The organism is Acidobacteriota bacterium, from assembly GCA_016716715.1.
GTDB lineage: Bacteria > Acidobacteriota > Thermoanaerobaculia > UBA5066 > UBA5066 > Fen-183.
The window spans coordinates 237,601-260,003 of record JADJVE010000002.1 but is presented as its reverse complement, the minus strand read 5'-3'; the positions used below and the strand labels follow the sequence as shown (position 1 = coordinate 260,003).

Sequence of the window (22,403 nt, the reverse complement as noted above, 5' to 3'; positions counted from 1 at the left end):
GCGGCGTCGGCGGCCTCAGGGAACTTCGACGCGCTCGAGGATCCGCTTGACGACCTGGTCGCTGGACACGTTCTCGGCCTCGGCCTCGTACGAGAGGAGGACGCGGTGGCGCAGGACGTCGGGGGCGACGTCCTTGACGTCCTCGGGGACGACGTAGCCGCGCCCGGCGAGGAACGCCCGGCCGCGCGCCGCACCGAGGAGCGCGAGCGTCGCGCGCGGCGACGCGCCGTACGAGATGAAGTCCGCGAGATCGGGGAGGCCGTAGGCCTTCGGCTCGCGCGTCGCGGCGACGAGCTCGACGAGGTAGCCCTTGATGCGCTCGTCCGCGTAGATGCCGCGCACGAGAACGCGCAGCTCGCGGATCGCCTCCGGCGTGAGAATCGGGCGGACGGACGCCGAGGCGGCCGCCTCGGTCGTCTCTCCCATCCGCTCGAGGATCTGGCGCTCCTCGGCCTTCGTCGGATAGCCGACTTTCAGCTTCATGAGAAACCGATCGACCTGCGCCTCGGGCAGCGGATAGGTGCCTTCCTGCTCGATCGGGTTCTGCGTCGCGAGGACGAGGAACGGGTCGGGCAGGGGCGTCGTCGTGTCGCCCACGGTGACCTGGCGTTCCTGCATCGCTTCGAGAAGAGCCGACTGGACCTTCGCGGGCGCGCGGTTGATCTCGTCGGCGAGAACCACGTTCGCGAAGATCGGTCCGCGCCGCGCGACGAACTCCTGCGTCTTCGGGTTGAAGACGAGCGTGCCGACGAGGTCGGCCGGGAGCAGGTCGGGCGTGAACTGGACGCGCGAGAAGGAGGCGTCGAGTCCGCGCGCGAGCGTCTTGACGGCGAGCGTCTTCGCGAGGCCGGGCACGCCCTCGAGGAGGAGGTGGCCGTCGGCGAGGAGCCCGATGACGAGACGCTCGACGAGGGCGCTCTGGCCGACGATCACCTTGCGGATCTCGGTCAGGAGGGCGCCCACGGTGAGCGACTTCTCGCGGATGCGCTCCGTGAGCGCGGCCGGGTCGAGGCCCGGGGCGGCCTGGGGCGGCGTGGCGGTGTTGCTCGGCGTCGTCATCGTGTCGCGTGTCCCTTCTCGTCGGCTTCTGGCTCCGCCTTCCGGCCCCGGCCCGAGCCTAAGGCCGGGCGCCGGAACGGCACCGTGGAGCTCCGATCCCGGGTGTGAGCAAGGCGGATGCCGGGCTATCCTCCGGGAGAATGAGGAGAACGCCGGTTCTGCGCACCGTCGCCGTGGCGCTAGCAATCGCGGCCGTTCTCGCGGGCCCCGGCTCGGCGGCCACGAAGAAAAAGAAAAAAGGGACGCCGACCCCGGCCCCCACGCCGACTCCTACGGCCGTCCCCACCTCGACCCCGACCCCCGCGCCGGAGCTGCGCAAGGCGGCCGGCTCGTGCCTGAGGTACGAGGCGGGCGCCTACATCATGCTGTCGGAGGTGGGACAGCCGGGCCGGGCGTTCCGGATCGACTCGGGGACGGACATCACCGCCCGCCCCCATCGCGGCGCGCGCCTCAGGATCCTCTACGTGGACGCGCCGGAGGGCCCGATCGCGCGGAAGATCATGCCGGGGCCGAACGAGACGTCGCCGGCCCCGCGTTGACGATCAGTTGAGGTGCGGCTCGAACTTCTTCTCGAGCGAGGCCTGCGGCGACACGCCGACGACGCGCTCGACGATCTGGCCTCCCTTGAAGAGCATGAGGGTCGGGATCGACATGATCCCGTAGCGTTCGGCGACCGAGGGAACGTCATCGACGTTCAGCTTCGTCACGGTGACCTTGTCGCCCCATTTCGTGGCGAGCGACTCGACGATGGGCGCGACCTGGCGGCAGGGGCCGCACCAGACGGCCCAGAAATCCACGAGGACGGGCTTCGCGCTCTTGAGGACGGTCGTTTCGAACGAGCTTTCGGTGAGCTCCTGGACGTTTCCGGACATGGCTTTGGTGTTCCTTTCTGGCGTGGCGCCGGCCGGGCGGCCGGACGGGAATTCGATGGTAGGGTCAGCGTCGTGAGAGCGTCAAGCGCGGCGCGCCCCCGCCCACGCTGGGGTCAGCACTTCCTCGTCAACGCGGGAACGGTCCGGAAAATTCTCGACGCCCTCGGCGCGGGAGAGGGGGAGACCGTCGTCGAGATCGGTCCGGGGCGCGGGGCGCTCACGGTGCCGCTCCTCGACCGCGGCGTGCGCGTCCTCGCCTTCGAGATCGACCCGCCGCTCGCCGCGCGTCTCTCGGCGGACCACTCCGAGCGGACGCTCTTCGTCGAGACGGAGGACGCGCTGCACGCGGACGTCGGCGCCGCCCTAGAACGCATCGGCGCGGCGCCGCCGGTGCCGCTCGTCGGGAACCTGCCCTACGAGAGCGCGACGCCGATGATCCGCGCGTTCGTGCGGCGGCCCGACCTCTTCTCGCGCCTCGTCGTGATGATCCAGAGGGAAGTCGCCGACCGGCTCGTCTCGCCTCCCGGGGGCGACGCGTACGGGTTCCTGACGCTGGATGTGGGCGCCCACGCGTCCGCGAGGAAGCTCTTCGACGTCGGCCGCGGCGAGTTCTCGCCGCCGCCGAAGGTCCTGTCGAGCGTCGTCGAGCTGGTCCCGCGCCTTCCCGGCGCGGGCATCGACGCGACGCTGAAGGTCGCCTCGGCCGGCTTCACCTCGCGCCGCAAGACGCTCGTGAACGCGCTCACGCCGCTCTGGGGACGCGAGCGCGCCGTGGGCGCCGTGGCCGAGGCCGGGCTGCCCCCGACGGCGCGCGCCGAAACGCTCGGTCTCGACGTTTTCCGGAGGCTTTCCCTCTCCCTGGGCGTCCCGGTGCGCTAAAATTCGTCGATGTCCGTGTCCGTGGGCCAGGCGGTGCTGCTGGGCGCCGTCCAGGGTCTGACCGAGTTCCTGCCGGTCTCGTCGACCGCCCATCTCGCTCTCGCGCAGCGGTTTCTGCCGGGTTTCGCGCAGCCGGGCATCCTCTTCGACGTCCTGCTCCACGTCGGCACGCTCGCAGCGGTCGTCGTCTTCTTCCGCGAGAGACTCGTCCGGACGTTCGCCGGACTGGTTTCGTCCGACCCGGACGCGCGCCGCGCCGCGTGGAAGCTCGCGGGACTCCTGCTCCTGGCCGTCGCGCTCACGGGCGCGGTGGCGATGCCGCTCAAGAGCATCGCCGTATCCGGGATGACGGAATTCCGTCGAATGGGGGCCGCCCTGTGCGCGACGTCGGTGCTGCTGCTGGTGGCGCAGCGCGTCGGCCGTCGCCGCGGAGAGGGCGGTCTCACGCTCGAAGAAATTCGCCCGCGCGATGCGTCCGCCGTGGGCGCCTGCCAGGCCCTTTCGGCGATTTTCCACGGGCTTTCCCGCTCGGGGAACACGATCTCCGTCGGCCTCTTCGCGGGCCTCTCGCGGCGCGCGGCCGCCGAGTTCTCGTTCCTGCTTTCGATCCCGACGATTCTCGCCGCCGCGGCCGTCGAGAACCTGCACGCCTGGCGTCATCACACGGGGCCGCTCTCCGACGGCTCTTCGCTTCCGGCCTATCTCGTCGGGATGGCCGTCTCGGCGGTGGTCGGGTACTTCGCGGTCGGATTCCTGCTGAAGGTCGTCATTTCGATGCGCTTGACCCCGTTCGCCGTCTATTGCGCCGTTCTCGGTCTTGCGCTGCTTGCATTCGGCGCGCGGCTCGAGACGCCGCCCGCGAGCGTCGTGGCGCTCGCGATGGGAACCCGCTGATGGCCGCCCGCGCCGCTGAGCCGCCGAGCGCGCTCGCGCGCCGCCGCGACGAGTTCCTCGGCATCCTCCTCGCGGCCGCGGGCCTCCTCCTCGTCGCGGCCCTCGTCTCGTACCACCCGAACGACCCGTCGCTCTTCTCGGCCGTCAACGACTCCGGCATCCGGCCCCGCAACTGGGCGGGCCGCGTCGGCGCTTCGTTTGCGGACGGCAGCCTCCAGTTCTTCGGCCTCGCGGCCTTCGTCGCGCCGCTCGCGCTCCTCGCGCTCGGCTGGTCCCGCTTCCGCGGCAAGCCGCTCGAAGCCGCAGGCACGAAGGGCCTCGGCCTCGCGATCGTCGTCCTGACGGCAGCGCCGCTCGCGCACCTCGCGTTCGGCAAGCCTCAGGCGTTCGGCGGCGGCCTCGACGCGGGCGGTTTCGTGGGCGACCTCCTCGGCTCGGCGCTCGTCACCGCGCTGAATCCGCCGGGCGCCGCCATTCTTCTCGTCGCGGCGTTCCTGATCGGCCTGCTCCTCGCGACGTCCCTCTCGCTCGGCGAGGGAGTCTCCGGCGCCTCCGTCCGCGCGTCGGGCTGGTGGCGCGGCTTCGTCCTCGAGCGCCAGCGCCGCCGCGAGCTCGCCAGCCGCGAGCAGCAGCGCCGCGAGGTCGTCAAGAAGCACCTCGAGAGGGCGAAAGAGGAAACGGCGAAGCCCCCCGCGCGTCCGTCGGAGCCGGAGGCCGAGGTCGTCTACATCCCGTCCGTTTCGACGCTGCGCGTGAAGGAGAAAGCGGGCGCCGGAAAATTCTCGATTCGCAAGGCGACGCCCGACGAGCCCGCGCCCCGGCCCGTCGCGCGGCCCGCGCAGATGGCGAAGAAGCCGGACGTGCCGCAGCGCGTTCTCCCGTTCCCGAAGTCGCGCGACGCCACCGGCTGGGTGTTCCCGCCCGAAAAGCTCCTGCGCGCGGCCCCGAAGCGCGACCGAGAGCGCGACCGCGAGGAGTACCGCCAGACGATGGAGCTCATCGCGGCCAAGTGCCTCGAGTTCGGCGTCGAGGGCGTCGTGGACGCCTACACGCCGGGGCCCGTCGTCACGACGTACGAGTTCAAGCCCTCGCCGGGCGTCAAGGTGTCGCAGGTCGCCTCGCTCGAGAACGACCTCGCGCTGGCCCTCGCGGCCGAAAAGGTCCGGATCGAGCGCATGCCCGGACGCGCGGCGATCGGGATCGAGGTCCCGAACCGCAACCGCGACGTCATCGCGCTGCGCGAGGTCGTCGAGAGCGAGAAGTTCCGCCGTTCGCCGTCGCTCCTCACGATCGCCCTCGGGATCGACGTCCAGGGCGAGCCGGTCGTGGCGGACCTGGCCCGGATGCCGCACCTTCTCGTCGCGGGCCAGACGGGCGCGGGCAAGAGCGTCGGCGTGGGCGGCATGATCACGTCGATCCTCTTCAAGGCCCGCCCGGACGAGGTCAAGTTCATCTTCGTCGACCCGAAGATGAACGACATGAAGGACTACGAGGACCTTCCGCACCTTCTCGTTCCCGTCATCACGGATCCGAAGAAGGCCGCGAACGCCCTGAAGTGGGCCGTGGACGAGATGGAGGGCCGCTACAAGCTGCTCTCCGAGTGGCCCGGCGTCAGGAACATCGAGCAGTACAACGCGGCGATCCGGGACCCGAAGGCTCTGGCGGAAGTGCGCGAGAAGCTCGGAGAGAAGCTGAAGGCCGACGAGTCGGGCGTGATCTCGCCGATGCCGTACATCGTGATCGTGATCGACGAGCTCGCGGACCTCATGATGACCGCGCCGCGCGAGATCGAGGAATCGGTCGCCCGCCTCGCCCAGAAGGCGCGTGCGGTGGGCGTGCACCTCATCCTCGCGACGCAGCGGCCGTCGGTGGACGTCATCACGGGCACGATCAAGGCGAACCTCCCGTGCCGCATCTCCTACACGACGCGGACGAAGATCGACTCGCGGACGATCCTGGACTCGATGGGCGCCGAGGCCCTCCTCGGTGCCGGCGACATGCTGTTCCTCGCGTCGGGCACGTCCTACCTGCAGCGCGTGCACGGCGGGTTCATCGGCGGGGACGAGACGAAGGAGATCTGCCGCTTCCTGAAGAAGCAGGGCAAGCCGATCTACGACACGAGCGTGACGGACGACCGCGAGGCGCAGGCGGCGGCCGCGGGCGCGCGCAGCAGCGAAGGCGACAACGATCCGATGTACGACGAGGCGGCCCGGCTCGTGGTGCGCGAGCGCATGGCGTCGATCTCGTTCCTGCAGAGGCGGCTCGAGATCGGGTTCTCCCGCGCGGGCAAGCTCATCGACATGATGCAGCGCGACGGGATCGTGGGTCCGCCGGCGGGGGGCAGCCGAAGCCGCGAGATCCTGGTCCCGACCGACTACTTCGAAGAGATCGACCGCAACCGGAGGTCGTAGCAGGAACTGGGGAACCCCAGGCGGGGGTTCCCCAAACTCCTCCGTCTCTTACTTCTTCGCTCCGAGGATCGCGTCCTTGGCGGCCTTCGCGACGCGGAACTTCACGACGCGCTTGGCCGGGATCTTGATCGCCTCGCCCGTCGCCGGGTTGCGACCCATGCGGGCCTTCCGGTTCACGAGCACGAGCTTGCCGACGCCGGGGAACGTGAAGGTGTTCTTCGCCTGCTTGTAGGCGAGGCCCGCGAGCTCCTCGAGGAAGAGCGCCGCGTTCTTCTTCGTAAGCCCGGTTTTCTCCGCCATGTGCTCCGCGATCTGCGACTTGGTCATTCCAGCCATTTGATTCCGTCCTTTCTCGTAACTTGGTTCCCGCGAGGGAATGCCCGGATTCTAGAGGGAAAACTGCGTTTCGTGTCTATACACTCTGCGCGTGCGCATTGTTTTTTTCGGTTCGCCGTCTTTCGCGGTCCCGACGCTCGAGGCTCTCCGGGCCGCCGGGCACGACGTCGCTCTCGTCGTCTCGCAGCCCGGGAAGCCCGTCGGGAGGAAGGCGGAGATCACCGACCCGCCGGTCGCTTCTCTCGCGAAGTCGCTGGGAATGCTCGTTTTCCAGCCTCCCACGCTGAAGGACGACGCCGCGTTCGCGCGCCTCGCCGAGGCGCGAGCCGACGCGTTCGTCGTGGCGGCCTACGGAAGAATCCTCGCCCAAAGGGTGCTCGACCTGCCTCGGCTCGGCTGCCTGAACGTCCACGGAAGCCTTCTCCCGCGCTGGCGGGGGGCCTCGCCGGTGCAGGCGTCGATCCTCGCGGGCGACCCGATCACGGGCGTTTCCATCATGCGGATGGAGGCGGGCATGGACACCGGGCCCGTCTACACGATGCGTCAGACGGAGATCGGAGATGAGGAAGATTCTGCTTCCCTGGGTTCGCGGCTCGCGCTTCTTGGGGCCGATGCGCTCATCGAGACGTTGTATTTCTTAGAAGGTGAAGAGGGCAGAGCAGCCATTCCTCAGGACGACGCGGTCGCGACGTACTGCCCCAAGATCTCGCGTGAAGACGCGCGTGTGGACTGGACTCGGCCGGCAGCGGAGCTCGTGCGGAAGAGCCGGGCGTTCACGCCCTGGCCCGGCCTCTTTACCACTCGAAGAAATACGCGCGTGAAGCTCGCGAGGCTCTCGCTCGAAGTGGGCCGCCCGGGGGCGCGCGAGGGAGCAGAAAGACCTTCTCCGGGTACGGTGCTCGAGGCGGGTGCCCGCGTCGTCGTCGCCTGCGGCGAGGGCGCGGTTGCGGTCGCGACGCTGCAGGTGGAAGGCCGCAAGGCGCTGCCCGCGGCGGACTTCGTCCGCGGCGAGCGGGTGACGGCCGGCGAGATCTGGGGCGGATGACGGCCCCGCGCTCCGCGCGCGAGCTCGCGCTCGGCATCCTCCTGCGCGTCGACAAGGGCGCGCACGCCGCGCCGCTTCTCGACGCCCGCGGCCGGGAACTGGACGCGCGGGACCGCGACTTCCTGCGCGCGCTCGTCAAGAAAACGCTGCGCGGCGCGATCCGCCTCGACCACGTGCTCCAGCGGCACCTCAAGCAGCCCGCCGCCTCGCTCGACCCGCCGGTCCTCGCGGGCCTGCGCCTCGGGGTCGCGCAGCTGCTCCTCATGGACCGCGTGCCCGCGCACGCGGCGGTCGGGGAGACGGTGGCGGCGGTCCGCGTCTTCGCGCCGAAGGCGGCCGGGCTCGTGAACGCCGTCCTCCGGCGTGTCGCAGAGCGCGAGAAGAGGCCCGGCGCGGTGCGCCTTCCGGCCGGCGCCGATCCGCTCGCGCGCCTCGCGCTCGAGACGTCGCATCCGGAATGGCTCGTGAGGCGATGGGTGGCCGCGTTCGGGGAGCCGGCCGCGCGCGCGGCGATGGAGGCGGACGACGTCGACACGCCGACCGACCTGCTCGCCGACCCGCGCTCGGGGTCCGTCGACGAGATCCTCGCCGCGCTGGCCGCGGACGGCGTGACGGCGGAGCGATCGCCGTGGGCCCCCCTCGCGCTCACGGTGACGGAGGGCAACGCGGCGGCGCACCCGCTCGTCACGGGGGGCGCGCTCGCCGTCGTCGACGTGGCGGCGCAGGCGCTCGCCGCTCTCCTCCCGGAGGCGCGAATCGCGGTGGACCTCACGGCGGCGCCCGGCGGAAAGGTGCGCGCGCTCCTCGCCTCGGGGCGAGCCCGGCGCGTCGTCGCCCTCGAGCGCACGGCCTCGCGCGCCGCGCGGCTCGCCGCGAACCTCGCGGCCGCGGGCCGCCGGGCCGAAGTCCTCGTCGTGCGGGCGGATGCGGGCGTGCCGCCGCTTCCGCGGGAGCGGTTCGACGCCGTCCTTCTCGACGCGCCGTGCTCGGGCACGGGGACGCTGCGCAAGAACCCGGAGATCCGGCTGCGCCTCGGCCCGGGGGACCTCGCGGGCTTCGCCGCGACCCAGCGCCGCCTGCTCGACGCGGCCCTCGCGCTCCTCGCGCCGGGGGGCGCGCTCCTCTACGTGACGTGCTCGCTCGAGCCCGAGGAGAACGAGCACGTCGTGGACGCGGCCCTCGCCGCGCGCCCGGGCTTTGCGCGGGCGAAGCCCGGGTCTGGAGTTTCGGAGCCCGTTGCGGAACGGACGGATGCGTCCGGCCTCGTGCGCGTTCTGCCCGGCGCGACGGTCGACGGGTTCAGCGCGATCCTCATGACGCGCCTGCGTCGTTGACAAGGGGAACCCCGCGCCCTAGATTGCCCGCGATTTTCGGTCTCCGGAAACGCAGGAGGATCCCCATGGCGGGCAAAGCCGACATCGTGGAAGCCATCGCCAACGACACCGGCCTGACGCGCAAGGACGCGGCGGCGGCTCTCGACTCGGTCGTGAACGCGATCACGGGCATCCTCAAGAAGGGCGAGCGCGTGGCGCTCCCGGGCCTCGGCGTCTTTCACGTGGCCGACCGCAAAGCCCGCACGGGCGTTAACCCGCGGACGAAGGCGGCGATCCGGATCGGCGCGGCCAAGGTCGCCCGTTTCCGCGCCGGCAAGGACCTCAAGGAGCTCCTCAACCGCAAGCGGAAGTAGGGTCCGCCGCGCCCGTATGATGGGCGCCTCTTGATTCCCCTGCGCGACACGATCCCGTCCCGGACGGTTCCGTTCGTGACGCGCCTGCTCCTCGTCGCGAACGTGGCGGCCTTCGTCCTCGAGATCCTCCAGGGCGACCGCCTCGATGCGTTCGTGAACACCTTCGCGTTCGTCCCGGCGAGGTTCTTCCATCCCGAGCTGTTCGCGGGTTGGACGACCGGCGCTTCCGTCGTGACGATCTTCACGGCGATGTTCCTCCACGGCGGGTTCCTGCACCTCGCCGGAAACATGCTGTTCCTCTGGATTTTCGGTGACAACGTCGAGGACGCTCTCGGGCACGGGCGGTTCCTGCTCTTCTACCTCGTGTGCGGCGTCATTGCGACGCTCCTGCAGGCGTTCCTCTCGCCCGCGTCCACGATCCCGAATCTCGGCGCGTCCGGCGCGATCGCGGGCGTCCTCGGCGCGTACTTCGTGCTCTATCCGAGGGCGCGCGTCGTCACGGTGATCCCGCTCTTCATCCTCTTCCCGCTCGTCGAGATCCCCGCGGGGCTCTATCTCCTCGGCTGGTTCCTCCTGCAGTTCTGGATGGGCTCCTCGCAGCTCGCGTCGGTGGGCCGCGGAGGAGCGGCAACGGGAGGCGTGGCGTTCTGGGCGCACGTCGGCGGCTTCGTCGCGGGCGTCGCGTGGGCTCTGCTCTTCCGCCCGAAGAGGCCGCCTCCGGCGCGATTCCGCATCACGTGAAGACCCGCGGCTCGACGGTCACCGCCTGGAGCCTCTACGAGCTCGGTGCGACGGCGTTCGCGATGAACCTCCTCTCGCTCCACCTGCCGCTCGACGTCGCGGGACGCGTCCCGCGCGGGAACGAGAAGTTTTCGCTCGCGTTCGGGCTCTCGATGGCCGTCGTCGCGGTCGCGGCTCCGTTCCTCGGGCACCTCGCGGACCGCCAGGGCAAGCGCCGCTTCCTCGTGCCGTTCGTCCTCGCCGGAGTCGCGCTCACGGCCCTCGTCGCTGCGCCCGGGCCCGTCGCGCAGGTTCTCGTCCTCTTCGCGCTCGCGAACGTCGCGTTCCAGTGCGCGTACGTCTTCTACAACGCGATGCTCCCGGACGTTTCGGACGCCTCGAACGCGGGACGCGTGTCGGGCTTCGGAGTCGCGGCGGGCTACATCGGCTCGCTTCTCGCGATGTTCCTCGTGCTGCCTTTTGTTTCCGGAAGCATCCGTACGCAAATGCCCGACGCGATCCGGGCGATCTGCGACGCGATTTCGGTCGCGCCTGTTTCTTCGAGTGTGAATGAGGCCTGGGTGCGGCGGAACGCCTACGTACCGACGGCGCTGCTGTGGTTCGCCGCGGCCGTCCCGCTGCTGTTCTTCGCGCGCCTGCCGAAGGCGGAAGGCTCGGGAGTCTCTGCGCGCGCCCCAGAGCGGGCTTCGGGTCCCTCTTCACCTTCAAAGGAATCTCTCTCTTCGTCTTCGTCCCCTGTCCGGGATGTTCTCCATACGATCCGGTCGCTGCCTCAGACGCCCGCGCTGCTGTGGTTTCTCGTCTCGAACTTCCTCTACATCGACGTCATCCACACGATTCAGATCCAGATGGCGACGTACTCGAAGTACGCCGTGGGTCTCACGGACGGGCAGGTGCAGGTGCTGCTCCTCGTCGCGACGGCCGTCGCCGTCGTCGGGGGCCTTCTCTACGGCTGGCTCTGCCAGCGCGTCACGATCCGGACGGCGACGCTCGTCGCGCTCTTCAACTGGGTCCTGGTCTTCGCGCTCGCGCTCCTCGTGCGGGATCCGAAGGCCTTCACGCTCGTCGGCGTTCTCGCGGGCATCGGCCTCGGCGGCATCAAGGTCACGGGCCGCCTCGGCCTCATCGCGCTCGTCCCGAAGGAGCGGATGACGGAGTTCTTCGGCTTCTTCACGCTCGCGGGCGAGGCGGCCTCGGTCCTCGGGCCGTTCGTGTGGGCGGGGACGCTCGCGCTGTTCCCGGACCGGAGCCCGGCCGGCTACCGCGCTGGCGTCGGCGTTCTCTTCGCGGTCCTCGCGCTCGCAATAGGGGCGTTCCTGAAGGTGAAGTTCCCGCGCGACACGCAGGCGCCGTGAGATCCGCCGTCCTCGCTCTCGCCCGCGCTCTCGTCCGCCTCTTCTACCGGCGCATCGAGGTCTCCGGCGTTGCGCACGCGCCGCCGGACGGGCCGATTCTCTTCGTCGCGAATCACCCCAACGGCCTCGTCGATCCGATGGTGGCCCTCGCCGCGCTGCCGCGGCCCGTCGTCTTCGTCGCGAAGTCGACGCTCTGGAAGATCCCCGTCCTCCGCTCGATCCTCGACCTCCTCGGCTGCGTGCCAGTAGTGAGAAAGGGGGAGGGGGAACCGGGGATTTCCTTGAAGGGGGAAGAGAGGAACGAGGCGGCGTTCGAGAGGCTCGCTGCGATTCTGGATGGGGATGGCGCCGTCCTGATCTTTCCCGAAGGCCGGTCGCACTCGGACCCCCGACTCTCCGAACTGCGCACCGGCGCCGCCCGCGTCCTCCTACTTTCAAAGAAATCCCCCGTGGTCGTCCCGATGGGCCTCTGGTTCTCGGAGAAGGAGATCTTCCGGTCCGACGTTCTCGTGAAGCTCGGCGCGCCGGTGGCGCCGCCGGCCGATCCGGGCGTCGAGGGTTGGACCGCGGCCATGGCCGCCGCGCTCGAGGTCGTCACCCTCAATGCAGACGACTGGCGGGACCACGAGGTCGCCGCGGCGGTGGATGCGCTCTACGGGGAGAGGATAAGCGAAGATTTCTTAGAAGGTGAAGAGGGGGTAGGGCACCTCGAACGCTCCCTGCGCATTCGGCAGCTGATTCTCGAGGCGCGCGGCTCGCTGGAAGAAACGCATCCCGGCGAGGTGACTTCACTCGTGCGGAGAGTGCGTGCCCTCGACCACCTTCTAAGAAAGCTCTCGTTGTCTTTCTCTTCTCTCGACTCCCCGGCTCCGGCGCGGACGATCCTGTGGCACACGTTGAAGGCCCTCGCCGTGATCGTCCTCGGTCTCCCCATCGCCGTCCTCGGCGTCATGGCCTGGTGGGTTCCTTACCGCCTGTGCGGATTCGTCGCGAAGCGCGCGCCCGGGGTCGTGAAGGAGCGCGATCAGATCGCGCTCTACAAGCTGATCGCGGGAGTCGTCCTCTTCCCCCTCGCGCTCGCCGGATGGGCTTCGCTCGCCTGGATCTTCGGCGGCGCGGCCTGGGCCGCCCTCGCCTTGGCCCTTCTTCCATTCGCAGGAATCTCTTCTCTCTTCTTCTTCGAGTACGCCTCCTTGCGCGAAAGGCAGGCACGGGAGCTGGTCGCTCTCCTCTTCGCGCCGGGCGCGATCGCGCGCCTCCGGGCCGAACGCGACGCGTTGGTCGCCCGGTGCGACCGGCTCGCGGAGGTCGCCGCCGCGGCGGCGGATAATCGCGCGCCATGACCGACGCCCCCGCCCTCGTCCCGGCCACGCCTGTCGAGAAGGCCTCGTTCGTCCTTGCGGCGCTCGCGCTGCTGGCGGCGTTGCTCCTTCACCTCGTGCCGGCGCTCCTCGCGGGATTCCTCGCCTGGGCGCTCCTGCAGTCGATGGCGCGGCGACTCCGCGGCGGGCGGGTCTCGCACGGCCTCGCGCGTGCGCTCGCCGCGGCCGTCCTCGGCCTCGTCGCCGCCGGCCTCGTCACGCTCGCGATCGTCCTTCTCTGGGGCTTCGTGCGCGGCCGGGTGGGGGACCTGCCGGCTGTCCTCGAGAAGATGGGGGAGACGCTCGCGAGCCTGAAGGAGACGCTCGAGGCGTCAGGAGTGTCGCTCCCGCTTCCGGCGCACGGAGGCTCGACCGAGGCGGTTGCCGGCTGGCTGCGCGAGCACGCGGGCGCGCTCCGCCACGCGGGCACCGTGGGCGCGCGCGGCCTCCTCCACGCGCTCCTCGGGTCCGTGGTCGGCGTTCTCGTCTTCTTTCGCGCCCCGTCGGAGAGCCCGGGCCGGCTCGCGGCCGCGCTCTCCGAGCGCCTGCGCCGGTTCGGCGAGAGCTTCCGGTCCGTCGCGAAGGCCCAGATCGAAATCTCGGCCGTGAACACGGTGCTGACGGCGCTCTTCGTGTTCGCGGTCCTGCCGCTCTTCGGGGTCCGGCTTCCGCTCGCGGGCACGCTCGTGGCCATTACGTTTCTGTGCGGGCTCGTCCCGGTAGCGGGAAACCTCATCTCGAACACGGTGATCGTCCTCGTCGCGCTCGGGGTGTCGCCGTGGGCCGCCGCCGGCTCGCTCACGTTCCTCGTCGTCGTCCACAAGCTCGAGTACCTCCTCAACGCCAGGATCGTCGGCGGGCGTATCGGCGCGTCCGCGTGGGAGACGCTGCTCGCGATCCTCGTGATGGAGGCGGCGTTCGGAATTCCCGGCGTCGTGCTCGCGCCGGTCGTCTACGCCTGGGCCAAGTCCGAGCTCGTGAGCCGCGGGCTGGTATAGCCCGTCTGGTGTAGCGTAGACGCGTGACGACGATCAGCGCTCCTCCCGCCACCCCCGTCCCCCTCCTCGACCTCAAGAAGCAGTACGCCACCGTGAAAGACGAGATGCTCCGCGTGACCGCGGAGGTCTACGAGAGCCAGTACTTCATCCTCGGCCCCCGCGTCGAGGCCTTCGAGAAGGCCATCGCCGCCTACGTCGGCGCCAAACACGCCGTCGGGATGTCGTCCGGCACCGACGCGCAGCTCGCCGTGATGATGGCGCTCGGGATCGGCCCGGGCGACGACGTCGTGACCTCGCCCTACACGTTCTTCGCCTCGGCGGGCGCCGTCGCGCGCCTCGGCGCGCGGCCCGTCTTCGTCGACATCGAGCCGGAGTCGTTCAATCTCGACCCGGCCAGGCTCGAGCGGGCGCTCACGGCGAAGACGAAGGCGATCCAACCCGTCCACCTCTACGGCCAGTGCGCGGACATGGACCCGATCCGCGAGATCGCAAAGAAGAAGGGGATCCACGTCCTCGAGGACGCCTGCCAGTCCCTCGGCGCCGCGTACAGGGGCGTCAAGGCCGGCGCGCTCGGCGATTCCTGCGCGTTCTCGTTCTTCCCGTCCAAGAACCTCGGCGGCTTCGGAGACGGCGGGATGGTGACCACGAACGACGACGCGCTCGCCGCGAAACTCAAGGCCATGCGCATGCACGGCGAGACGAGCCGCTATCACCACAAGTTCGTGGGCGGCAACTTCCGCCTCGACGCGCTCCAGGCGGCCGTCCTCCACGTGAAGCTCCCGCACCTCGACGGCTGGGCCGAGGCACGCCGGGCGAACGCGAAGGACATCGAGCGGCGCACCCTCGAAGCCGGCGGCCTGCCGTTCGAGAAGGGCGGCCTGAAGTTCCCGCGCGAGTCTGCGGGCCGGCACCACGTCTACAACCAGTTCGTCGTCCGCGTCGGGGGCGGCCGCCGCGACGCGCTCAAGGCGCTGCTCGAGGAAAAGAAGATCGGCTGCGCGATCTACTACCCGGTCCCGCTCCATCTGCAGGAGTGCTTCGCGCCCCTCGGACACAGGGCCGGCGACTTCCCGGAGTCCGAGCGGGCCGCGAAGGAAACGCTCGCCCTGCCGGTTTTCCCGGAGCTCGAGGATGCTCAGAAGGCGTTTCTGGCGGCCACTCTCGCGGAGTTCTCGAAGAGCTGAACTCGCGTTGGCCCGCGACCCACATGCCTTCTAAGAATCTTCTATTCAATAGTTTACAAAGAATCTAACAGGATCCTTGACAGATCCTGTGTCCGTGCATATCGTCCTTAGCACTCGTGACGAGGTTCTGCTAACAGGACCCCCGCGGGCAACCGAATCAATTCGAGGGCATCGCCCCTCACCGTCTTTCGAAGGAAAGGAGTCACTCATGAAGGTCCGTCCCCTGTACGACCGGATTCTGGTCAAGCGCGTGGAGCCCAAGGAGCAGGTTCGCGGCGGGATCATCATTCCCGACACGGCCAAAGAGAAGCCGATGGAAGCCAAGGTCGAGGCCGTCGGCGAAGGCAAGTTCGACGACAACGGCAAGCGGGTTCCCCTCGACGTCAAGAAGGGCGACCGCATCCTCATCGGCAAGTACGCCGGCACCGAGATCAAGATCGAAGAGACCGAGTACCTGATCCTCCGTGAGGACGAGGTTCTCGCGATCGTCGAGACGAAGTAAGGGAGCACACACATCATGGCTGCCAAGAACATCACCTACGGCGAAGACGCCCGCCAGAACATCCTCCGCGGCGTCAACAAGCTGGCCGACGCGGTCAAGGTCACGCTCGGGCCCAAGGGCCGGAACGTCGTCATCGACAAGAAGTTCGGCTCCCCGACGATCACGAAGGACGGCGTCACGGTCGCCAAGGAAATCGAGCTCGACAACCCGCTCGAGAACATGGGCGCCCAGATGGTCCGCGAGGTCGCCTCGAAGACCTCCGACATCGCCGGCGACGGCACGACGACGGCCACGGTGCTCGCGCAGGCGATCTACCGCGAGGGCATCAAGATGGTCACCGCGGGCGGCAACCCGATGGAGATCAAGCGCGGCATCGACATGGCCGTCCGGAAGGCGGTCGACTCGATCAACGCGATGAAGAAGACCGTCGACGCCAAGGAGATCGCCCACGTCGGCACGATCTCGGCGAACGGCGACGTGGAGATTGGCGGGATCATCGCGCAGGCGATGGACAAGGTCGGCAAGGACGGCGTCATCACGGTCGAGGAGGCCAAGGGCCTCGAGACGACCCTCGAGGTCGTCGAGGGCATGCAGTTCGACCGCGGCTACCTCTCGCCGTACTTCGTGACGGATGCCGAGCGCATGGAGGGCGTCCTCGAGGGCGCCAAGATCCTCATTTACGAGAAGAAGATCTCGTCGATGAAGGACCTTCTCCCGATCCTCGAGCAGGTCGCCAAGCAGAACCGTCCCTTCCTCATCATCGCGGAAGAGGTCGAGGGCGAGGCGCTCGCGACGCTCGTCGTGAACAAGCTCCGCGGCACGCTGCACGTCGCCGCCGTCAAGGCGCCCGGCTTCGGCGACCGCCGCAAGGCCATGCTCGAGGACATCGCGATCCTCACGGGCGGCAAGATGATCTCCGAGGACCTCGGCATCAAGCTCGAGTCCGTCAAGTGGGAAGACCTCGGCGACGCCAAGAAGGTCACGGTCGACAAGGACAACACGACGATCGTGGTCGACACCGGCGACAAGAAGCGCCGTGAGGCCATCACGGGCCGCGTGAAGCAGATCCGGGCGCAGATCGAGGAGACCACCTCGGACTACGACCGCGAGAAGCTCCAGGAGCGGCTCGCCAAGCTCGTCGGCGGCGTCGCGATCATCAAGGTCGGCGCGGCCACCGAGACCGAGATGAAGGAGAAGAAGGCCCGCGTCGAGGACGCCATGCACGCGACGAAGGCGGCCGTCGAGGACGGCATCGTCCCGGGCGGCGGCGTCGCGCTCCTCCGCGCGATCGCGGAAGTCGACAAGCTCAAGGAGCACGGCGACATCCAGATCGGCATCAACATCGTCAAGCGCGCGCTCGAGGAGCCCGCTCGTCAGATCATCGCGAACGCCGGGCTCGAGGGCTCGGTGATCGTGAAGGAGCTGAAGGAGAAGGGCGGCTTCATCGGCTTCAACGCCGCGACCGAGAAGACGGAAGACATGCTCAAGGCGGGCATCGTCGACCCGGCCAAGGTCACGAAGTCGGCGCTGCAGAACGCGGCCTCGATCGCCGGCCTCATGCTCACGACCGAAGCCATGGTCTCCGAGATCAAGGAGAAGGACAAGGCTCCGGCCGGCGGCGGCATGGGCGGCGGCGGCGGCATGGGCGGGATGTACTGATCCTCTCCCCCCTCTGACCTCTCATTTGGGCCCGGCGGAAACGCCGGGCCTATTCTTTTTGAGCGGCACTCCTCCGAAAGTACCGGAATCGCGCCGTTCCCTTCTCTTCCTCGTAGCCGGTCTCGAGGAGCGTCCGGAGCCCGGCAAAGCTCTCCAGGGCGCGGTCGCTGTCCAGAGAGTCCCCCGTCACCTGCGGAATGACGTCGCCGCGTTCGACGACGATGGCGGCGGGCGGGTGGAGGGCCAGATCGGACAAAAGCCTGGGCTTCGCGATCGACGCGTACCAGGGCGCGCGTTGGGGGGCGTTGTAGACGTACCGGGATGCGGGGAGGCGGCCGCAGTCCTCGTAGATCACCGGCTCATACCCCCAGACGAACACGCGAGCGTCGCGGGGTGACGCGCGCCGGAGCCACGCCGCCGCTTCCCGGTTCGCGGCGGCATCCACCTCCCCGGTGGATTGCAGCGCGTCGAGGATCGCGAAGCGCTCTGATCCCGAGATCGCGGCACGCAGCCTTCGGGCGCAGTGGTCGAGGAACGGCGGCCGGGACTCGGGCCGCGCCTGCATGAGCAGGATCAGAAGACCGGCGCCGATCCCTCGGGAGACGGGTCCACGGAAGACCTCGAGCCCGCGCGCGGCGCCCCAACCGGCGAGGAGCGCGCCGAACGGCAGCGCCGCCCCGTAGTGGTACTCGAAGAACTTCGCTTGCAGCGCGATCCCGAGAATCTGGGGCGCGAGGACTCCCGCGATCAGGGCGAGCCCCCATCGTCCCTCCTCGTCCGGCTCGCGCCTCCAGAGCAGGAGAGCGATGCCGGCCGGGATCACGCTCGAGAACCTGAACAGCCATTCTGTGAACGCGCGAAACGTCAGGCTCGGAAGCTGATCGGCGCGGAAGGCGAGAGCCGTGTAGCGGGGAACGAAGTCGCGAAAGACCTCGGCCATGTCCGGAAGCCCTCCGCGCAGCCCGAACCAGGCGAGGGTCGCGGCGACGGGAAGGATCGCGCCCAGCGCAAGCGTGGAGCCGACCGAAGCGGCGGCGCGCAGGGGCCTCCGCGGCACGCTCCGGGCCTCGCGCCAGGCCAGGATCAAGGCGGTCGACACGAGCGCGCCTCCGAGAGGCGGCTTGAGGAGCCCCGCGGCGCCGAACAGGGCTCCCGCCGCGAGCCGGCACGCCCCGCGGCGGCGGCCGGAGGTCGACGCGAGAACGAGCGCCCATGCGAGAACAGGCCCGCCGAAGCTCTCGGGCTGGCCGGTGTGCCAGAACTCGAGCTGCGCGTGGAGGATCACGGCGAGCGCTCCGCCCCAGAGACCCGGCTGGATCGACCCGGTGAATCTTCGCGTGAGGAGCGCGAAAGCCACGATCTGCGACGCGAGCGCGGCGCACTCGAAGGCCCGGACCGGCGTCATGCCGGCGCCGCCGACGGCGCGCGCGAGACCATAAAGGTAATAGATGCCCGGAGGCTTGATGTCCCAGACGTCGCGATAGGGAAGACCGCCGGATTCCATCGCCCGCGCGGCGACGAGGTAGACGCCCTGGTCGCGTCCGGCGCCGAACTGGAGAATCAGAAGAAGAAGCGGGAGGACGACGAGGACGGCGGCGGCGATCGCGATGCGGGTCGTGCGAACGGGCGCCGGGTGCATGCGATCACGAGCTTAGTCGAGGAATGCTCTGCTATCCTTGACCGAGTCGAAACACGGAAGCATGCGTTCCATGAACCCGAGCTTTCTGGGTCTGCTTCCGCCCTTGCTCTCCGCGGCTCTCCTCACGGTTTCGGCGCGCCGATTCGTCGCCCGCCATCACCTCGGGCGTCGGCCGCTTCTTCCGTTTTTCCTCGCGGCTGTCTCCTTCGGCGCCCTCACCGTGATCCTGACCGAGGGGCTCGGCGCCCTCTCGATCCTCTCGCCGGGATGGCTTGCCGGCGCCTGGACGGTTTCCGCCGTCGTTCTCTACCTCCTCGACCGCTTTGGAGGCGGCGCGCACGCGGGCGCGGACGAAGCCGTGCCGGGGCCGCGCCGTCTTCGGGGAGCGTTCACGCGCGATCGGCTCGCCGGCCTGCTTCTCCCGGTTCTTCTGGGCCTGTTCCTGCTCACACTGACGGCCGCCGTCGTCTATCCGCCGAACAACTACGACTCGATGATCTATCACGCCGCGCGCGTGATGCACTGGGCACAGCAGGGGTCGGTCGCGCACTATCCGACGTCGATTCTTCTGCAGCTGCAGGGCGCTCCGCTTTCGGAGTATTTCCTCCTCCATCTCCGCCTTCTGACCGGTGGCGACGCGCTGTTCAACCTCGTCCAATGGCTTTCGTTCCTGCTCGCCGTCCTCGCCGTCTACGGCTCCGCGGAGATGTCGTTTCCCCGGAGCGGGCTGACGGCGGCGGTCCTGGCGGCGACACTTCCGGCGGCGGTGCTCCAGGCGTCGAGCACTCAGAACGACCTCGGCACGGCGGCGTGGCTCGCGGTTTCGGTCTACCTCGGCTCCTGCGCGCTCCGTCAGCCGAAGGTCGAGCCGCTCGTGGCGTACACGGCTCTCGCCCTGGGACTCGCCGCGTTCACGAAGCCGACGGCGCTGATCATCTCGGCGCCCCTGGCGCTCCTGTTCTTCGCGCTCCTCTGGTCCCGCCGCGTCCCCCTCCGAACGCTCGTCCTGTCGGCCGTGCTCGTTGGGTTGCCGTCACTGCCCTTCGTCGCGCGGAATCTCGCCACCTTCGGTTCGCCCTACGGCCCGACGAGGGGACACACGAACGAACAGGTCTCTCCAACGGGCGTTGCTTCGGTCGCGATCCGGAACGCGGCGCTGCACGTGCAGGTGCCGCTGCCCGGCGCTTTCTTCAGCGCCGCCAACGCAGGCGCGCTCGGATTCCTCGGGGCGTGCCATGGAATGCTCGGGATCCCGGTCGATGACCCGCGGTTCTCGCTCCGGAAGAAGGACGCGTTCCGCCCGAACGATTGCGGGCTCCGGGCGCGGGGCTTCACCTCTGCGTTTCACGAAGACTGCACGGGCAACCCGCTGCACCTCGTGCTCTTCCTCGTGGGCTTGCCGATCACGCTCGTGGTGGCGGTCCGAAAGCCGCAGGGATCGCTGGGCTGGCGGCGCCGTGTCGTCGCAAGGCGCGCGAGTGTTCTGATGGCCTCGGCCGCAGTCGCCTTCCTCGGGATGTCGGCCTATTTCAAGTGGCAGCCGTGGGGCGCGCGGCTGGATTTGCCGGTGTTCATGCTCGCGTGCATACCGCTCGGCGGCCTGCTCGCTGAGTTGCGCGGGTCCGTTCGCGGCCTCCTTCTGCTCGTCATGGCCTCGCTGGCCGTCGCCGCGGCATGCCTGAACGCGATCAGGCCCGTCTCGCCACGGCTTCTGACCACGCCCGTCGACCGGCGGGCGTCGTATTTCGCGAACCGCCCGGATCTCCTGGAGCCCTATTCGCAGATCGTGCGGGCCATACGGGATGCGGGTTGCCGGCGGATCGGTTATGAGGCGGGGCGTGACCCGTTCGAGTATCCGTTCTGGGTCCTGCTCGGCGAAGGCGGATACGCGTTCCGGTTCGAGCACGTCGGCGTCGCGGAACCCGCGGGGCGCGAGTTACGCACCGCGCCGTTCAAGCCGTGCGCGGTCATATCCCCGGGCGGCGGCGTCGGCCAACCCGGCCCCTACCGCCTCTTTCTGGAGGGGCGCCCGTGAGTGAGAGGGACCTCGAGACGGGCGCCCCGGGCGACGCGCGCGCCGAGCGGATCCGGCGTATCGCATTCCTGGCGCTCGCGGCGGTGCTCGCCTTCCGCGCGGTCTTGCTGCCCGTCTTCGCGTGGAACGCGCGCTACGTCATGGACGAGCTTTCCCAGGCGTCGTTTCCGCGCTACATCCCGCTGGGGTTCTACGACGGCTTCGATCCGATCAAGACCGTCCTCTCCATCTACGTTTTCGACGTCGCGCACCGCCTCGCGCGGAACGCGGTCGACCTGCTGCATGTCGCCCGGATGGAGGGGGTCGTCCTCGCCTTTCTCGCCGCGGCGTTCACGTGGGGGATCTCCCGGCGGCTCGGCCGGGATCGGTTCCAGACATGGTTCTCGGTCGCCGTTCTGTTCTCGTTCACGAACTTCATGGAGCGCGCCTTCCGCATCCGGTCCGACACCGTCGCCGTCGCCTTCGCGGCCGGCGCGGCCTTCGTCGTCCTGGGAGGGCCGGGACTGGCGCCGGCGTTCCTCGGAGGCGTCCTCGCAGGCGGCGCGTTTCTCTGCACCCAGAAGGCCGTCTACCCTCTGGCGGCCATCGGCCTCGGCCTTGCGGTGTCGGGCGTCGGGATCTTCCCGGTCCGCCGCCAGATCGCGAGGCTCGGCGCCTACGCCGGCGGCGCTGCGGCCGCGCTGCTCGTCTACGCCGCGTGGTTCGATCTTCGCAACCCGTTCCGCGTCCTCTCGATGGTCTTCCTGAGCCCGCTGAAGTACGCGCCGCTCAACGCAAATCCCCACTACGTGGGGATCCGCGGCCTGTACGTCACGCAGACTCTCGCGAGGAACCCGGTGCCTTACGCACTCGCTGCGGCGGGCCTCGTTCTCGTTCTCCTGCGGTTCCGTTCGGCCGCGTGGCGGGTCCGTCTCGCCGCCGTGACGGCGTTTGCGGTCGCGCTGCTCGTGTTCCGTCACGACCAGCCCTGGCCCTACGTCTTCGTCATGGCGCTGCCCTTTCTCGCGGTGATTGCACCGGAGTCGCTCGCATGGCTCGAAGAGCGGTTCCCCGGGCGCGGCGCGTGGATTCGCCTCGGGGTCTGCGCGCTCCTGATGTGGCAGCTTCCTCGAAACCTCGCGTACCTCGGCCACGGCAACTGGGTGCAGAACGAGGTCGTCGGCCAGGCGGAACGCCTTCTCGCACCGGAAGACCGTTACTTCGACGGGATCGGCATGATTCCGACGCGCGGACTGGCCGAGGCCGTCAGCTGGGAGGCACTCGTTCTCGAGGGAGTCTTGACCGAGCTCGCTCGCGGGGACGACCGCTCGATCCAGCGCATTCTCGAGTCGCATCCGAAGGTCTGGATCCTGAACTACCGGATACACGCGCTCCGGGAATTCCTCCCGCGCCTCCTCGACCCCTCGTACGTCCGCGTCCACCCCGACCTGCTGCTGACGGGCGCGTTCCTGCCGGGCGCCGGGTCCGTGACGTTCGTGAACCGCTGGCCGGGGCGCTACCGCCTGTTCCGGCCGGACGGGTCGCCCGATCGCGGCGCGTGGACGGCGAACGGGAAGGAAGCGGCGCAGGACGGCTTCCTCCCGGTCGGGCGCTTCGAGATCGGCTGCGCGTCTCCAGACGGCCCGCGCTATCTGCTTCCGGCTGGCTCGACGCTTCCGGGGCCCCTGCCGGTGACCGGCCCGCTGAGCGATCTCTTCGGCGGCATCTACGACTGAACGCGAGGGCGAGGCCGTAGAATGGAAGCAC

Annotated in this window: 20 protein-coding genes; 16 read left to right on the top strand and 4 right to left on the bottom strand. The window is 69.4% G+C overall.

Going from position 1 to position 22,403, the window contains the following annotated elements:
- Nucleotides 1–15: 15 nt before the first annotated feature.
- On the bottom strand, nucleotides 16–1,059 hold the full coding sequence (locus IPL89_03695; protein MBK9062286.1) for a MoxR family ATPase: 1,044 nt from the start codon (nucleotides 1,057–1,059) through the stop codon (nucleotides 16–18).
- 140 nt (nucleotides 1,060–1,199) lie between these two features.
- Here IPL89_03695 and IPL89_03690 point away from each other — a divergent pair, with 140 nt between their 5' ends.
- Nucleotides 1,200–1,598, top strand: a complete 399-nt coding sequence (locus IPL89_03690; GenBank protein MBK9062285.1) for a hypothetical protein — start codon at nucleotides 1,200–1,202, stop codon at nucleotides 1,596–1,598.
- Nucleotides 1,599–1,601: 3 nt separating this feature from the next.
- On the opposite strand, the gene trxA is transcribed toward IPL89_03690, so the two are convergent.
- On the bottom strand, nucleotides 1,602–1,931 hold the full coding sequence (gene trxA / locus IPL89_03685) for a thioredoxin (protein ID MBK9062284.1): 330 nt from the start codon (nucleotides 1,929–1,931) through the stop codon (nucleotides 1,602–1,604).
- Between the two features lie 72 nt (nucleotides 1,932–2,003).
- Between trxA and rsmA the strand changes: the two genes are divergently transcribed.
- From rsmA to IPL89_03670, 3 genes are read left to right on the top strand one after another with little or no spacing between them, the layout of a single operon-like run.
- Complete coding sequence (gene rsmA / locus IPL89_03680; protein ID MBK9062283.1) at nucleotides 2,004–2,810, top strand: ribosomal RNA small subunit methyltransferase A; 807 nt, start codon at nucleotides 2,004–2,006, stop codon at nucleotides 2,808–2,810.
- Between the two features lie 9 nt (nucleotides 2,811–2,819).
- Nucleotides 2,820–3,704, top strand: a complete 885-nt coding sequence (locus IPL89_03675) for an undecaprenyl-diphosphate phosphatase (protein MBK9062282.1) — start codon at nucleotides 2,820–2,822, stop codon at nucleotides 3,702–3,704.
- Nucleotides 3,704–6,115, top strand: a complete 2,412-nt coding sequence (locus IPL89_03670; protein ID MBK9062281.1) for a DNA translocase FtsK 4TM domain-containing protein — start codon at nucleotides 3,704–3,706, stop codon at nucleotides 6,113–6,115. Before IPL89_03675 ends, IPL89_03670 begins: the two co-directional genes overlap by 1 nt.
- A gap of 48 nt (nucleotides 6,116–6,163) precedes the next feature.
- Here the strand turns inward: IPL89_03670 and IPL89_03665 are convergent, their stop codons facing one another.
- A complete protein-coding gene (locus IPL89_03665; protein MBK9062280.1) occupies nucleotides 6,164–6,451 on the bottom strand; it encodes an HU family DNA-binding protein in 288 nt (95 codons plus the stop codon).
- 91 nt (nucleotides 6,452–6,542) lie between these two features.
- Between IPL89_03665 and IPL89_03660 the strand changes: the two genes are divergently transcribed.
- From IPL89_03660 to groL, 10 genes are all read left to right on the top strand, one after another.
- Nucleotides 6,543–7,496 (top strand): methionyl-tRNA formyltransferase, encoded by a 954-nt coding sequence (locus IPL89_03660; GenBank protein MBK9062279.1) that lies wholly within the window; start codon nucleotides 6,543–6,545, stop codon nucleotides 7,494–7,496.
- Nucleotides 7,493–8,830, top strand: coding sequence for an rRNA cytosine-C5-methyltransferase (locus tag IPL89_03655; GenBank protein MBK9062278.1), 1,338 nt, complete (start codon nucleotides 7,493–7,495; stop codon nucleotides 8,828–8,830). The genes IPL89_03660 and IPL89_03655 overlap by 4 nt, the downstream gene beginning before the upstream one ends.
- Nucleotides 8,831–8,895: 65 nt before the next feature.
- On the top strand, nucleotides 8,896–9,183 hold the full coding sequence (locus IPL89_03650) for an HU family DNA-binding protein (protein MBK9062277.1): 288 nt from the start codon (nucleotides 8,896–8,898) through the stop codon (nucleotides 9,181–9,183).
- 30 nt (nucleotides 9,184–9,213) lie between these two features.
- The gene (locus tag IPL89_03645) at nucleotides 9,214–9,924 is read left to right on the top strand and encodes a rhomboid family intramembrane serine protease (protein ID MBK9062276.1); all 711 of its coding nucleotides are present in this window, start codon (nucleotides 9,214–9,216) and stop codon (nucleotides 9,922–9,924) included.
- Nucleotides 9,921–11,279 (top strand): MFS transporter, encoded by a 1,359-nt coding sequence (locus IPL89_03640; protein MBK9062275.1) that lies wholly within the window; start codon nucleotides 9,921–9,923, stop codon nucleotides 11,277–11,279. The genes IPL89_03645 and IPL89_03640 overlap by 4 nt, the downstream gene beginning before the upstream one ends.
- Nucleotides 11,276–12,622: a 1-acyl-sn-glycerol-3-phosphate acyltransferase gene (locus IPL89_03635; GenBank protein MBK9062274.1), complete on the top strand. Its 1,347-nt coding sequence runs from the start codon at nucleotides 11,276–11,278 to the stop codon at nucleotides 12,620–12,622. The genes IPL89_03640 and IPL89_03635 overlap by 4 nt, the downstream gene beginning before the upstream one ends.
- On the top strand, nucleotides 12,619–13,638 hold the full coding sequence (locus tag IPL89_03630) for an AI-2E family transporter (GenBank protein ID MBK9062273.1): 1,020 nt from the start codon (nucleotides 12,619–12,621) through the stop codon (nucleotides 13,636–13,638). Before IPL89_03635 ends, IPL89_03630 begins: the two co-directional genes overlap by 4 nt.
- Before the next feature lie 104 nt (nucleotides 13,639–13,742).
- Complete coding sequence (locus IPL89_03625) at nucleotides 13,743–14,822, top strand: DegT/DnrJ/EryC1/StrS family aminotransferase (protein MBK9062272.1); 1,080 nt, start codon at nucleotides 13,743–13,745, stop codon at nucleotides 14,820–14,822.
- A 208-nt stretch (nucleotides 14,823–15,030) separates the two neighbouring features.
- Nucleotides 15,031–15,324, top strand: a complete 294-nt coding sequence (locus IPL89_03620) for a co-chaperone GroES (GenBank protein ID MBK9062271.1) — start codon at nucleotides 15,031–15,033, stop codon at nucleotides 15,322–15,324.
- Between the two features lie 15 nt (nucleotides 15,325–15,339).
- Nucleotides 15,340–16,983 (top strand): chaperonin GroEL, encoded by a 1,644-nt coding sequence (gene groL, locus IPL89_03615; GenBank protein MBK9062270.1) that lies wholly within the window; start codon nucleotides 15,340–15,342, stop codon nucleotides 16,981–16,983.
- Nucleotides 16,984–17,032: 49 nt separating this feature from the next.
- On the opposite strand, the gene IPL89_03610 is transcribed toward groL, so the two are convergent.
- Nucleotides 17,033–18,622, bottom strand: a complete 1,590-nt coding sequence (locus tag IPL89_03610; GenBank protein MBK9062269.1) for a glycosyltransferase family 39 protein — start codon at nucleotides 18,620–18,622, stop codon at nucleotides 17,033–17,035.
- 70 nt (nucleotides 18,623–18,692) lie between these two features.
- Here IPL89_03610 and IPL89_03605 point away from each other — a divergent pair, with 70 nt between their 5' ends.
- Together IPL89_03605 and IPL89_03600 are read left to right on the top strand one after the other, a co-directional pair.
- Nucleotides 18,693–20,657 (top strand): glycosyltransferase family 39 protein, encoded by a 1,965-nt coding sequence (locus IPL89_03605; GenBank protein MBK9062268.1) that lies wholly within the window; start codon nucleotides 18,693–18,695, stop codon nucleotides 20,655–20,657.
- Complete coding sequence (locus tag IPL89_03600) at nucleotides 20,654–22,372, top strand: hypothetical protein (GenBank protein ID MBK9062267.1); 1,719 nt, start codon at nucleotides 20,654–20,656, stop codon at nucleotides 22,370–22,372. The genes IPL89_03605 and IPL89_03600 overlap by 4 nt, the downstream gene beginning before the upstream one ends.
- Nucleotides 22,373–22,403 lie beyond the last annotated feature (31 nt).

What these genes read in the sequence shown, in the direction of transcription:
- IPL89_03695 (MBK9062286.1), bottom strand. Translation starts at nt 1,059, where the DNA reads ATGACGACGCCGAGCAACACCGCCACGCCGCCCCAGGCCGCCCCGGGC.
- IPL89_03690 (MBK9062285.1), top strand. Translation starts at nt 1,200, where the DNA reads ATGAGGAGAACGCCGGTTCTGCGCACCGTCGCCGTGGCGCTAGCAATC.
- trxA (MBK9062284.1), bottom strand. Translation starts at nt 1,931, where the DNA reads ATGTCCGGAAACGTCCAGGAGCTCACCGAAAGCTCGTTCGAAACGACC.
- IPL89_03675 (MBK9062282.1), top strand. Translation starts at nt 2,820, where the DNA reads ATGTCCGTGTCCGTGGGCCAGGCGGTGCTGCTGGGCGCCGTCCAGGGT.
- IPL89_03670 (MBK9062281.1), top strand. Translation starts at nt 3,704, where the DNA reads ATGGCCGCCCGCGCCGCTGAGCCGCCGAGCGCGCTCGCGCGCCGCCGC.
- IPL89_03665 (MBK9062280.1), bottom strand. Translation starts at nt 6,451, where the DNA reads ATGGCTGGAATGACCAAGTCGCAGATCGCGGAGCACATGGCGGAGAAA.
- IPL89_03655 (MBK9062278.1), top strand. Translation starts at nt 7,493, where the DNA reads ATGACGGCCCCGCGCTCCGCGCGCGAGCTCGCGCTCGGCATCCTCCTG.
- IPL89_03650 (MBK9062277.1), top strand. Translation starts at nt 8,896, where the DNA reads ATGGCGGGCAAAGCCGACATCGTGGAAGCCATCGCCAACGACACCGGC.
- IPL89_03630 (MBK9062273.1), top strand. Translation starts at nt 12,619, where the DNA reads ATGACCGACGCCCCCGCCCTCGTCCCGGCCACGCCTGTCGAGAAGGCC.
- IPL89_03625 (MBK9062272.1), top strand. Translation starts at nt 13,743, where the DNA reads ATGCTCCGCGTGACCGCGGAGGTCTACGAGAGCCAGTACTTCATCCTC.
- IPL89_03620 (MBK9062271.1), top strand. Translation starts at nt 15,031, where the DNA reads ATGAAGGTCCGTCCCCTGTACGACCGGATTCTGGTCAAGCGCGTGGAG.
- groL (MBK9062270.1), top strand. Translation starts at nt 15,340, where the DNA reads ATGGCTGCCAAGAACATCACCTACGGCGAAGACGCCCGCCAGAACATC.
- IPL89_03610 (MBK9062269.1), bottom strand. Translation starts at nt 18,622, where the DNA reads ATGCACCCGGCGCCCGTTCGCACGACCCGCATCGCGATCGCCGCCGCC.
- IPL89_03605 (MBK9062268.1), top strand. Translation starts at nt 18,693, where the DNA reads ATGAACCCGAGCTTTCTGGGTCTGCTTCCGCCCTTGCTCTCCGCGGCT.